We start from the raw sequence: 12,911 nt of genomic DNA, 5'->3' as shown, positions 1-12,911 counted from the left end.
GACAAATTTTTAGAAAATCAATTAGATGAAAAAACAAAATCTTTAATAGCTGAAATGGAAAAAAAGATTGATAAAAAAGATGAAGAATTAAAATCTAAAAATGATGAAATTAATAATTTAAAAAATGAGTTAGCATATTTGAAAGCTCAACTGGCTAATAGAAACAAAAAGATCTTCTCTTCTTCAAGTGAAAAAGTAGATCCTAATCAACTATCTCTTTTTAATGAAGCAGAAAAAGAGAGTAATTCAAATATAGAGGAACCTGTTATTGAAGAAGTGTGCTATACAAGAAAGAAACCTTCTAAGAATACAGGAAAAAAAGATAATTTAGAAGGATTAGAAAAGGTTATTATAGAACACAAACTTTCTGAAGAAGAAGCTATATGTAAAGAATGTGGCTCTCCATTAGAAATAATAGGAGTTAATTCTACTAAACAAGTATTAAAATTTGATCCAGCGAGATTATATGTTGAAGAACATATAACATACAGCTACGCTTGCCGTAAATGCGAAGCAGACAATATAAATTCTAATATTATTACTACAAAAGCTCCTAAAAATCTAATTAATAAAGGAATGGCTTCTAACAATCTGTTGAGTCATGTTATTTCATTAAAATTTCTTTATTCAGTTCCGTTATATAGGCAAGAAAGTTATTTCAATATGTTAGGAGCAACTTTATCTAGACAAACCTTGTCTAATTGGGTTATTGGAGTAGCTACTGAACTTACGGATGTATATAATCTAATGAAAGATGAATTACTTAAGTCTAATTATGTTCAAGTTGATGAAACAACATTAAAAGTTATTGAACATAATGGTAATGAATCTAAAGCAAAAAAATATATGTGGCTATATAAGACAGGTTCAAGCCGAAACCCGATAATCCTTTATGATTATCAAAAGACAAGATCTAGTTCTTGTCCTAAGGAATTTCTGAAAGGTTTTAGTGGATTCCTACAAACCGATGGGTATCAGGGATACAATAAAGTTGAAAATGTTAAACGAGTATATTGTTTAGCACATATACGGAGAAAATTCCATGAAATTGTAGAAAATTTAAGTGATGAAGCCCTAAAAAACTCAAGAGCAATTATAGGGTTTAATTATTGTGAGCAAATTTATAAATTAGAAAAAGACATAAGAGAACAATATGGTAAAGATGATGATTATTTTCAAAAACGTTATGAAATAAGGCTTGAGAAATTAGCACCGATTTTAGAAGATTTTGAGAAGTATATAAATATAGAAATTAAAGATGCACTTCCAAGAAGTCCTCTCGGAAAAGCATTAGAATATGCTCAAAAAACAATTCCTACAATGAAGAATGTTTTAGAAGATGGTTCTTTAGAAATTGATAATAATGCAGCAGAACGTGCAATAAAGCCATTTGTTATTGGCCGAAAGAATTGGCTATTTGCCAATACTGCCAAAGGAGCAAAAGCAAGTGCAACAATATATAGTATAATAGAAACAGCTAAAGCCAATAACTTAAAAATAGAAAGATACTTAAGTTATTTATTTGATAATTTATCAAATATGGAAGTTAGAGAAAAAAATTCATTATTAGAATTGATGCCTTGGTCCGATACAATTCCAGAGGAATTGAAACTTAAATCTTCAAAATAAATATTAAATTTTAGCTCAGATGGTAATTATTCTTACTATCTGAGTTTATTTTATCATCAGATATTTATAGTTAAAATACGTGAAATTTTTGACGCTTACGTATCTATGACTAATGGAATGGTGTATTCTAATATGACTAAAGATAAAGAGGCTTCTATGCCTATATTTTTCGGGTTATTTCAAGGAATAATGCCAATTTTAGGATTTTACGCAGGAAGTTTATTTGAAGAGTTAATCACAAGATATTCTGGAATAGTTACTTTATTGGTACTGGGAACAATAGGAATTAACATGATAAGAGAAGGCATTTCAAAAGAAGAAGAAACTAGGAATAAAAGCATTCTTACTTATAAAATTTTATTTTTTCAAGCAATAGCAACTAGTATAGATGCATTTGCAGTAGGTGTTAGCTTCTGTGCAATAGGAGTTAATGTATTTTCTTCTGCTATTATTATAGCAATAACTACATTTTTATGTAGCATTGTAGCTATAATTATAGGTAGAAAATTCGGTGATGTATTAGGAGAAAAGGCACATATATTAGGTGGAGTGATTCTTATTATTATAGGAATTAAATCTATATTATAATTAGAAAAATATATTGAAAAAGAGGTTTGCATTGAGGTTATATTAAAGAAGGATGGTACAAAAACGAATGGAAGCAATTATGAAATTTGAAATACTATTAAAAAAAATAAAGATATATAGTTGTTTAGAAGCTTTATTTGGGATTTTTACATGTGTAAATTTGATAAACACAATTATTTATTGGAATGAAAATTTGATTTTCTTATTAGCAATGACACTTATAAGTGCAGTAATTTACTATTTTGTTTTTAGAAGAAAACAGAGATATGTTAGTTGTATTGGTGTTGATAAAATTCCATCTTCTATGATTATGGAAAGATATTTTGATAAGTATGTAAAAAGACTTATTAATTGGATACTTATAGCATTTCTGCAGGTGGGGAATTTCTTAATTTCAGTTGTATCATTGGGGATTAATTCAAAACTTCTAGAAGTTTTAGGAACCTTTAATGAAAGTTTGTTTATATTTGAAATTATTGCATTTTTCATTATTAAAAATATAATGCTTTTACGCTGGCTTTTAAAAGTATATGAATTTACTAATGAGACATTAATAAAAAAGACATTGAAGAAGGTAATTATTGGTTCATTAATATTTTGGGGGATAGCCTTAGGATTATTCTATTTATTTGAATATGTTTTTGTAATTAATATTTTATCATTTTTAAGGGCTATTTATATTATTGGCATAATTGCATTTAACATTATATCTTTAAGAAAGATTATGTATTCAAAGAGCAAGAGTTCTTTAGCTGTTATAGCTGTCGTTCTAATTATAGCAACTATTGCTGGGGGATATACATTTCTTTCTAGGGATATATGGATGACACAACCCTATATTAATTCTATACCTAATATAAATGATGGTGAAAGTAAAATTACATACGATGATGCATCAGGAATATATACAATAACAAAGTCAAAGGGTGATTTCAAGATTCTTCAGCTTACAGATATTCATCTAGGTGGAAGTGTTTTATCCTATGATAAAGATTTAAAAGCATTAAAGGCAGTCTATAAATTAATCAATAGATCGCGACCGGATTTTGTTATTGTAACAGGTGACCTTGTTTTCCCAGTGGGATATGCGTCATTTTCATTTAATAATACTGCACCTGTACAGCAATTTGCAGCGTTTATGAGAAATCTTGGAATACCATGGGCGTTTACGTATGGAAATCATGATACAGAGAAATATGCAACTATGTCAGAGAGTGATTTGAATGAGTTGTATAAGAGCTTATCATGGAAGACTAGTAAAACACTTCTTTATCCATATAAGCAACCGAATATAACAGGAAGAAATAATCAATTGATTGAGTTACGCAATGAAGATGGATCATTGAATCAAGCATTATTCTTGATTGACTCTAATGCATACACTAAGGATGGATTTAATAAGTATGATTATATTCATGATGATCAGGTTGAATGGTACAAAAATCAAGTACTTAGAATGAATGAAGAAGAAGGTAGAACTATTCTATCTATGGTTTTCTTTCACATTCCGCTTCAGGAGTATAGAGAGGCTTATAATCTTTATGAATCTGGTAGTGATGAAGTAAAATATTTTTTTGGATCAAATGATGAAAAAATGATCAATAAGGTATGTTGTTCAGAATATCCAAGCAAACTGTTTGATACAGCAAAAGAACTTGGTAGTACAACAGGATTTTTTTGTGGACATGATCATTACAATAATATGTCATTAGAGTATCAAGGAATCAGACTTACTTATGGTATGAGTATTGATTATTTGGCGATGCCTGGAATAGCTAGAGATACAAAACAACGTGGTGGAACACTGATTACAGTACATGATGATGGTACATCCAATATTGAACAACTTCCTTTAGAACAAAACTAAAAATTGATCTTTTATCAATGCAAGACCTTTTACAATTTCTGATTCGGATTGTAAAGAACGTTATATTAATTAAGGACTATCGTATTAGTAATTATAATTGATAATACGATAGTCCTTTTGTTTTTATATACGTGTGTGAAAAACTTGTTATTATGATTAAAACAAATCTTAATTTTATTAACCTCCCAAGATTTGTATTAATATAGATTTTATATGATAATATAATTATATATAAGTAAGCTTAAATAAAACTTAAAATTCAAATTAAAGGTTCGTTTAAGCTAAATATGATATTTTTATTATAAGGTAAGGAGATTGTTTTTATGAGAATTTTAATAGTAGAAGATGAAGTACAGTTATCAGAAGCTTTAGGAGCAATTTTACAGAAGAATAATTATTTTGTAGATAGAGTTTTTAATGGTGAGGATGGACTAGATTATATTTTATCAGATATATATGATGTTGTAATATTAGACATAATGTTACCTAAACTTAATGGGTTAGAAGTATTAAAGAAAGCTAGACAGTCTGGTATATCAACCCCAATAATATTATTAACAGCAAAAGGAGATATTAAAGATAAAGTACTAGGTCTTGATTCAGGTGCTGATGATTATCTTCCAAAACCTTTTGATACAGAAGAGTTATTAGCAAGAATAAGAGCATTATCTAGAAGAAAAGGTGAAGTAGTTGATAGCAGTGATATTGAATATGGAGATATAACATTAAATGCAAATAATTTAGAAGTAAGGTGTAAGAGTGGACAATCAATAAAATTAACTGCAAAAGAATGTGGGTTATTAGAATTACTTATAAACAGAAAAGATATGATAAGCAACAAAGATGAAATAATCAATAGGTTATGGGGATATGAATCAGAAGTAGAACATAATAGTGTGGAAGTATATGTATCATTTTTAAGACGAAAATTAACTTATCTAAAATCAAAAGTATCCATAAAAGCTATAAGAAATATGGGATATATATTAGAATTTAAAGATGGTGAGTAGAAATGTTTAAAAAACTAAAAATTAAATTTGTTATTACAATAATGATATTATTTACATCTATAGTTTTTATATTATTTGGAGTTATATATGCAAGTAATAAGGCAAATAATCAAAGTTTATTATTTTCGCAATTAGAAGGAGAGTTTGATAAAGTTTCTTTAGATATATTTGGAAGAGAACAAGAACATAATCCACCAGACTATGGAAAAAATCAAAATAATGCTTCTAATAATGATAGAATAAATGCAGCGGATAAGACAAGTACTGATAATAATATTATGGACAAAAAAGAAGATTTAACTGTAGATGGAGTTGCAATTGTTTTAGATACTAGTAGTAATGATTTAATATATTATACTGATTATGAAAATGTGGATGAAAATTTAGCTAAAAGTATAGTAGATGAGATATTTAAGGAACCTAAAAATATAAATAATAATAAGGGTTTTTTAGATATAAATGATTATAGATTAGTATATAAGGTGAGACCAGATAGAAATAGCAATATTACTCTTATATATCTTACAGACTGCACATGGTATTATAATGCAATGAAGAAAGTAATGTTTACATTTATTGTTATTGGCATAGTGAGTTTAATAGCATTATTTTTCTTAAGCTTATTTATTGCATCTTGGGCTATAAAACCCGTAGAAGAGGCATATGAAAAACAAAAAAGATTTATAGGAGATGCATCTCATGAGTTGAAGACTCCTCTTGCAATTATAAAAACTAATATAGATATATTAAATGCAAATAAAAATTTTACAATAAGAAGTCAAGAAAAATGGTTAGACTATATAGAGTTTCAAACTGATAGAATGTCAAAATTAGTAAGTAATTTATTGTATTTAGCAAAGGCTGATAATAATGCCTTAGTAGGAAATGAAGTTAAATTTAATATTAGTGATGCAATAATGAATCAAATACTTTCTTTTGAGGCAATTGCATATGAAAATAATTTAAGACTTGAATGTAACATAGATGATGGAATAGAATTCTTAGGAGATAAGGATGAAATAAGACAATTAGTTGGAATATTGGTGGATAATGCAATAAAACATTCATATAATGATGAAGAAGTAACTGTGAATCTAGAGTTAAAGAAACAAAATATAGTTTTAAGTGTTAAGAACATAGGAGAAACAATAAAAGAAGAAGAACTTACTAAGATATTTGATAGATTTTACAGATTAGATGAATCTAGAGATAGAGAAAAGGGAGGATATGGGTTAGGTCTTGCAATTGCAAAATCTATAGTTGATAAGTATAAAGGAAAAATATATGCCACAAGTACAAATAATGAAACTGTGTTTGTAGTGGAGCTTCCTATGAATGTTTAGTATAAAATTATAAATTAATGAATAAAATAAGGGTAAGTTAGTCAAGAATATAGGTATGATATTGATTTGAATAATTCATAGGGAGGAATGGATGTGCAAAATAGAACTCTATATCATACAGTAAGGACAGGGGATAATTTAAGTACTATAGCATTAGACTATGGAGTAACTATAGGAACTATACTTAAGCTTAACTCTTCACTAGAGTATTTTGAACTAACACAACCAGGAAACAGAATACGTATAAGATAATTTATTAGGGATTGTATAAGTTAATATACAATCCTTATATTTTTCTTTAGGAAATTATAAGAGAATTTTAAATTAGACTTTATGGTAATAATTCACGATATATTAAATCAAGAAATTAGTGTATAATAGGGAGAGAATATAATAATGTAAGGTGGTAAGAGAATGGAAATAAGTTTAAAAGATCCCAATATATTATTAAGTATGATTAATATGAAGTTAAGAGATATGTATAGTAATTTAGATAATTTATGTGAAGATTTAGATATAGATAGAGTTGAATTAGAGAAGAAGTTAGAGAAGATAGGATATTCTTACAATTCATCAGTTAATCAATTCAAGTAAATATAGATTAATGTGGTAGAAGGCTATGGAGAGGGAATGGGAAAGATCCTTAAGCTATACTTACATAACATTAGATGAGATAAAGGATATATTTGATAAATATAATTCTTATGAAGAGGTAGTAGATTACAAGCTTATTACTAATGGAAAAAGAAACACTAATTACATAATAACTACCAAGTGCTCTAAATATATTCTTAGAATATGTCCTAAGGCTTCAGAAGGATATAAAAGTGAATTAATTTCATATTATTTACTTAAGGATAAGATAAATATACCGAAGGTTTTAATGTATAGTAACATAAGAGATAGAATGTATATTATATATGAATATATAGAAGGAAAGTTATTAGAAGATGTCCATATTGATAGTAGAAGCATAGATATTATTGCAAGAGATATGGCCATCATGCATAATATATCTAGAGAAGAGATTAGAGACATCAATATAATTAAATATCCACCTTTTAGAAAATGGTTTTCACTATTTTTGAAGGATAGTTATGCAAGGAGTAGATTAGGAAATGAGCGAATAGACAAATTGAATTATTTATCTAAAGATTATGAGAAAGTAATAAATGGGATAGATAGTTATAGTGGGTATATTCATTCTGATTTTAGACCAGGTAATATGATAGTTACAAAGGATAAAAGCATATATTATGTAGATTGGGAGTTTGCACATTATGGAATTAGACTTATGGATATAGGTCAATTATTTAGATATAAAGAATTTTTTACAGAAAGTCTTGAGGAGAATTTTGAAAAAAGTTATAATAAATACTCCAAGATGGAATTGCCGAATGATTGGGGTAAATTATGTAGATTAGTAGATTTAGCAAATCCAATTCAATTACTTCAAGGTAAACATATATCAAAAGTAAAAGAACAGGATTTATTGAAGTTAGTAGATGACATAATAAGTATTTTAATATAGTAAGATAGGTGAAAAAGAGTGAATATTAGATATGTTGAAGGCTTACCAGAAGCATCAAAATGGCTTAATTTAAGAAAATTAGTAGGATTTAATGCATATAAAAGACCTCTAGATATTGCTCAGAAAGGATTAGATAATTCTTTATATGGTGTATCTGTTTATGATGGAGATAAACTTATTGGAATGGCTAGAGTAATAGGAGACGGATATACGTGTTTTTATGTTCAAGATGTTTTAGTAAATCCAGAATATCAAGGGTTAGGTATAGGTAAGAATATTATGAAGAGGATTGTAGCATTCCTTGATAATGTGGATCAAGATGCAATTGTTGCTTTGATGTCATCAAAAGGTAGAGAAGGATTTTATGAACAATTTGGATTTATAAGAAGACCTAATGATAATTATGGGTGTGGTATGATAAAATTAAGAAAAGGTAGAGAATAATAGGATATTTAAATAATTAATATTATATTTTTGATGATTAGTATCAATATTATATGTTTTCATAAATAGCATAATATCATTAAGTATTTACTAATATAATAAAAAAGAGTAAAGATCCCTAAATACTATAAACTCGATAAAGCTCAAACAGTATAGTATTTTTAATGGGATCTTTACTTTTTTATTATAAGAAATACTTAAATTCTATTATAGATAATTTACTGAAATCAATAATTTGATATTAATTAACTTAAAAAATAAGTAATCAAAAAATATATTCGATAATTTTTTTAAAGTAAGAATTAGGATGTTTATAATAATATAGATATATTAAAAATCATCATAATGCGTTAATAATTAGAAGTTAGTATAAATAATATGTCACAATAGGTTACTAAAACTAATGCTATTATGTATAATAGATATAGAATAATTATTAGGAGGCATGCAGTGTGGCGGTAAGCTTTCAAACAGATACAAAAAATAAAATTAAAGAACCTAAAAAATATAAAGTTGTAATGTATAATGATGATTTTACAACTATGGAATTTGTAGTGTATATATTAGTTAATATATTCAATAAGAATAATCAAGAGGCTGTAAGTTTAATGTTAACTGTACATAAATCAGGCAAAGCAATAGTAGGAATATATAGTTATGATATTGCTAGAACTAAGGTGGATAAAGCAATGAAATTAGCCAAGGAAGGTGGCTATCCATTTAAGATTACTGTAGAAGAGACATAGGAGGTGAAAAAATGAGATATGCAGAAAATGTGAGGAACATATTGAATCAAGCAGTAAATTTTGCAAGAGAAAAAAAACATGAATATGTAACACCAGAACATCTTTTATTTGTTATGACCTTTGATGATGATTTTGCTGATGCATTTGAGGAAGCAGAAGGGGATATCGAATTATTACGAAAAGAATTAGACGAATATCTTAATAAAAATTGTGAGATTAATGTAAATGGAGAAACAGATATAAGCTATAACCTAAAAGAAATTCTTAGATATAGTGAAGCAAGAGCTATTGCAGCAGATAGAGATGCAGTAGAGTTAACTCATATATTAGATGGAATAATGAATCTTCAAGAATGTTATGCAGCTTATTTTATATCATCTCAAGGAATAGTGTGGCAAGAAATTTTATCAAATATGTGTAACAAAGAAGAATATTTAGACAAAAAAGAAGAAAAGCAAGAGGATTGGTTACAATATGTAACTTGTTTAAATGATATAGTTGATAACAATAATCCACTTATTGGTCGTGAATATGAACTTGAAAGAACTATTCAGATACTATGTAGAAGATATAAGAATAATCCTATACATATAGGAGAAGCTGGAGTAGGAAAAACAGCAATTACATATGGATTGGTTAAACTTATTAATGAAGGGAAGGTTCCTGATAATTTAAAGAATGCAAAGGTATATTCAATAGAATTATCAAATTTAGTAGCAGGAACTCAATTTAGAGGAGATTTCGAGAAGAGATTTAAGAAGGTTATGGAAGGTATAGCAGGAATTGAAACGCCTATTGTTTATATAGATGAAATTCATACTATAATAGGTGCAGGATCTGTTAATGGAGGATCTTTAGATGCATCTAATATGTTAAAACCTTATTTAGCACAGGGAAAGATTAGATTTATAGGTGCCACAACTTATGAAGAATATAATAAATATTTTGCTAAAAGCAAAAGTTTATTAAGAAGATTTCAGAAGGTAGATATAAAAGAACCATCTATAGAAGAAAGTATCAAGATAATAAATGGATTAAAGAAATATTATGAAGAATTTCATAATGTAAAATACTCTAAAGGAGTAATAGAACACGCTGTAAGTTTAAGTAGTAAATATATAAATGATAGATTTTTACCTGATAAAGCAATTGATTTAATAGATGAAGCAGGAGCTTATAGAGTGCTACATCCTCTTGATAAAAAAATTCAAACAGTTGATAAAAAAATTATAGAAGAAGTATTATCTAAAGTATGTAATATTCCAAAGAAAACTGTTGAAATAGATGAGGTAAAAAGATTAAAAACCCTTGAATCACGTATGAAAAATGTAGTATATGGTCAAGATGAAGCAATAAAAGATGTAGTACAGATGATTAAATTATCTAGAGCTGGATTAAGTGATGAGAACAAGCCTATAGCTAGCTTTTTATTTGTTGGACCCACAGGAGTTGGAAAGACAGAAATTGCAAGAACGTTAGCAAAAGAACTAGATGTTAGTTTAGTTAGATTTGACATGAGTGAATATACAGAAAAACATTCAGTTGCAAAGCTTATAGGTTCTCCAGCTGGGTATGTTGGATATGAAGAAGGTGGTTTACTAACTGATGAAATAAGAAAGCATCCAAGTTGTGTATTGCTATTAGATGAGATAGAAAAAGCACATAGTGATATATATAATATTTTACTTCAAGTAATGGATTATGCTACATTAACTGATAATAAAGGTAAAAAAGCAGATTTTAAGAATGTAATAATTATAATGACATCTAATGCAGGAGCAAGTAAAGTTAATAAGAGTTTAATAGGTTTTGGAGAGAGAGTAGAGAATACTAGTGCTATTGATAATGAAGTTAAGAAGGTATTTAAGCCAGAATTCAGAAATAGATTAAATAAAATAATTGTATTTAATGGATTAAATGATAAAATGGCAGAAAAGATAGTTGAAAAAAATATTAATATGTTAAAGGCAACACTTGAACTTAAAAATATTAAATTAACAACATCTACAGAAGCTATGGAATATATAAAAGAAAAAGGAATAACAAAAGAATATGGAGCAAGGGAAATAGGAAGAGTTATTGATAATGAAATAAAACCACTTTTAGTTAACGAGATGTTATTTGGAAAACTAAAAAGAGGTGGAGAGTGTTTTGTTAATTATGAAGCAGGCAAAATAAATCTTGATGTGGGCAAAAATAAAAAAGGGAATGTGAAATAGAGAGGCATATTAAAAAAAGTATAATATTCAGGAGATGAAGAAATGCAATATGCCATTGTAGTAGTAAAACAAGTAATAGTTATGTTTATTTTAATTGCTATTGGAGTGATAAGTAGGAAGAAGAATTTATTAAATAAAGAATCAACAAGAATGCTAAGTAATTTTGTATTAAATATAGTTACACCATGTTTAATAATAAATGCATTTAATAGAGAATACAATGCTAGAGATACACGAGGGTTATTATTAGCTTTTATATTAGCTATAGTATTTTTTATAATTGCAACTACAACAATAAATATTTTTATTAGAAAAAGTGATGGAAATAAATATAGAATAGAACGATTGGCAACTGTATATTCCAATTGTGGTTTTATGGCTTTTCCACTTCTTACAGCAGTATTAGGACAACATTCTGTATTTTTTGGAACAGCATTTGTTACAGTTTTTAATTTGTTTCTGTGGTCAAATGGAATTGCTATGTTATCTTCACCTAAAGCTTTGAGTTTTAAGAAGATATTTATAAATCCAGGAACAATAGGAACATATATAGGATTACTTATATATTTTTTAAGGATACCTATACCATTAGTAGTAGGTGAAACTATTGGTCACTTAAACAATTTAAATACTCCTTTAGGAATGATAATAACAGGGGTATTTTTGGCAGAGATTGATGTAAAGAGTATCTTGAAGAATTACAGAATGTATTATGTTTCATTATTAAGATTAATAATTTATCCTATTGTTTTCTTGGCTTTGATAAAGGTATTTGGAATTTCTACATTGTTTGGACAAGCTAAGATGGTTGCGGTAGTTTCGGTTATATGTAGTGCATGTCCATCAGCGGCATCAGTAATTCTATTATCTGCTAAGATGGATCTAGATGAAGCTTATGGTGCAGAACTTCTATCTGCCACAACGTTATTATCTATAATATCATTACCTATATTAGCAGTAATTTCTAATGCTATTTTATAAAAAAGTGCGTATATAAAAATTTAAAATGGATAACATAATAGTGTAAGGTGATTAAGAGTTAATAAATCATCTTAACATACCAAATCTTCGAGGAGGGATACATTATGTCAAACAAAGCTTTAGTACCAGAATCTAAAAAGGGATTATCTAGATTTAAGAACGAAGTCGCTCAAGAGATGGGTGTACCTTTTACTGATTATAATGGCGATTTAACTTCAAGACAATGTGGATCCGTAGGAGGGGAAATGGTAAAAAGAATGGTAGAGGAATATGAAAATAAGCTACAGTAATATTCAAACATATCTTTATTATTTAGAGGTATTAGAATATACTATCTAGAGAAATAGATAGACCATTTCCCTGATAGCAAGTAATATTCAACTACGAGGAGGTTGTTCTTATATAAAACAACCTCCTTAAATTTTTTATAAAATAAAAGCTTTGTTAGTAGTATATTTTTAATTTTGTTATTTTAATATTTTTTTAAGAAATAATTATCCAAGTTAGAATGTTAAAGTGTTATAATTATGATTATTAACTTATTAGGAGCGAG

13 protein-coding genes are annotated in these 12,911 nt (G+C 27.5%); all 13 read left to right on the top strand.

The features are described 5' to 3' along the window. Positions 1-1,629: IS66 family transposase (locus tag KQI77_RS07005; protein ID WP_216389705.1), on the top strand; the 1,629-nt coding region annotated here is incomplete at its 5' end. A gap of 132 nt (positions 1,630-1,761) precedes the next feature. After that, a complete protein-coding gene (locus KQI77_RS07000; protein ID WP_216389693.1) occupies positions 1,762-2,217 on the top strand; it encodes a manganese efflux pump MntP family protein in 456 nt (151 codons plus the stop codon). A gap of 79 nt (positions 2,218-2,296) precedes the next feature. Beyond that, positions 2,297-4,084, top strand: a complete 1,788-nt coding sequence (locus KQI77_RS06995) for a metallophosphoesterase family protein (RefSeq protein WP_216389687.1) — start codon at positions 2,297-2,299, stop codon at positions 4,082-4,084. 323 nt (positions 4,085-4,407) lie between these two features. Next, positions 4,408-5,094, top strand: coding sequence for a response regulator transcription factor (locus KQI77_RS06990; RefSeq protein ID WP_216389681.1), 687 nt, complete (start codon positions 4,408-4,410; stop codon positions 5,092-5,094). Positions 5,095-5,096: 2 nt separating this feature from the next. Continuing rightward, positions 5,097-6,437 carry a cell wall metabolism sensor histidine kinase WalK gene (locus tag KQI77_RS06985; RefSeq protein WP_216389679.1) on the top strand — a complete coding sequence of 447 codons (1,341 nt, stop codon included), beginning with the start codon at positions 5,097-5,099 and terminating at the stop codon, positions 6,435-6,437. 93 nt (positions 6,438-6,530) lie between these two features. Then, positions 6,531-6,689: a LysM domain-containing protein gene (locus KQI77_RS06980; protein ID WP_216389678.1), complete on the top strand. Its 159-nt coding sequence runs from the start codon at positions 6,531-6,533 to the stop codon at positions 6,687-6,689. Between the two features lie 162 nt (positions 6,690-6,851). After that, positions 6,852-7,031, top strand: a complete 180-nt coding sequence (locus tag KQI77_RS06975) for a DUF4250 domain-containing protein (protein WP_216389676.1) — start codon at positions 6,852-6,854, stop codon at positions 7,029-7,031. 25 nt (positions 7,032-7,056) lie between these two features. After that, positions 7,057-7,968 carry a phosphotransferase gene (locus KQI77_RS06970; protein WP_216389674.1) on the top strand — a complete coding sequence of 304 codons (912 nt, stop codon included), beginning with the start codon at positions 7,057-7,059 and terminating at the stop codon, positions 7,966-7,968. Positions 7,969-7,986: 18 nt separating this feature from the next. Further along, positions 7,987-8,412, top strand: coding sequence for a GNAT family N-acetyltransferase (locus KQI77_RS06965; protein ID WP_216389669.1), 426 nt, complete (start codon positions 7,987-7,989; stop codon positions 8,410-8,412). A 452-nt stretch (positions 8,413-8,864) separates the two neighbouring features. Beyond that, complete coding sequence (locus KQI77_RS06960) at positions 8,865-9,158, top strand: ATP-dependent Clp protease adaptor ClpS (RefSeq protein WP_367397286.1); 294 nt, start codon at positions 8,865-8,867, stop codon at positions 9,156-9,158. An 11-nt stretch (positions 9,159-9,169) separates the two neighbouring features. Continuing rightward, entirely contained in the window at positions 9,170-11,377 is a 2,208-nt protein-coding gene (locus KQI77_RS06955; RefSeq protein ID WP_216389667.1) for an AAA family ATPase, read from the top strand. Between the two features lie 42 nt (positions 11,378-11,419). Next, positions 11,420-12,358 carry an AEC family transporter gene (locus KQI77_RS06950; protein ID WP_216389662.1) on the top strand — a complete coding sequence of 313 codons (939 nt, stop codon included), beginning with the start codon at positions 11,420-11,422 and terminating at the stop codon, positions 12,356-12,358. Positions 12,359-12,462: 104 nt separating this feature from the next. Next, the gene (locus KQI77_RS06945; RefSeq protein WP_216389660.1) at positions 12,463-12,648 is read left to right on the top strand and encodes an alpha/beta-type small acid-soluble spore protein; all 186 of its coding nucleotides are present in this window, start codon (positions 12,463-12,465) and stop codon (positions 12,646-12,648) included. Positions 12,649-12,911 lie beyond the last annotated feature (263 nt).

It is taken from the genome of Clostridium sp. MSJ-8, assembly GCF_018918325.1.
Classification (GTDB): domain Bacteria; phylum Bacillota; class Clostridia; order Clostridiales; family Clostridiaceae; genus Clostridium.
This window is presented reverse-complemented; position numbering and strand designations above follow the sequence as displayed.

Bases quoted from the DNA above. Each gene is read 5' to 3' on its own strand.
- KQI77_RS07000 (WP_216389693.1), top strand. From the start codon at position 1,762: ATGACTAAAGATAAAGAGGCTTCTATGCCTATATTTTTCGGGTTATTT.
- KQI77_RS06995 (WP_216389687.1), top strand. From the start codon at position 2,297: ATGAAATTTGAAATACTATTAAAAAAAATAAAGATATATAGTTGTTTA.
- KQI77_RS06990 (WP_216389681.1), top strand. From the start codon at position 4,408: ATGAGAATTTTAATAGTAGAAGATGAAGTACAGTTATCAGAAGCTTTA.
- KQI77_RS06985 (WP_216389679.1), top strand. From the start codon at position 5,097: ATGTTTAAAAAACTAAAAATTAAATTTGTTATTACAATAATGATATTA.
- KQI77_RS06975 (WP_216389676.1), top strand. From the start codon at position 6,852: ATGGAAATAAGTTTAAAAGATCCCAATATATTATTAAGTATGATTAAT.
- KQI77_RS06970 (WP_216389674.1), top strand. From the start codon at position 7,057: ATGGAGAGGGAATGGGAAAGATCCTTAAGCTATACTTACATAACATTA.
- KQI77_RS06955 (WP_216389667.1), top strand. From the start codon at position 9,170: ATGAGATATGCAGAAAATGTGAGGAACATATTGAATCAAGCAGTAAAT.
- KQI77_RS06950 (WP_216389662.1), top strand. From the start codon at position 11,420: ATGCAATATGCCATTGTAGTAGTAAAACAAGTAATAGTTATGTTTATT.
- KQI77_RS06945 (WP_216389660.1), top strand. From the start codon at position 12,463: ATGTCAAACAAAGCTTTAGTACCAGAATCTAAAAAGGGATTATCTAGA.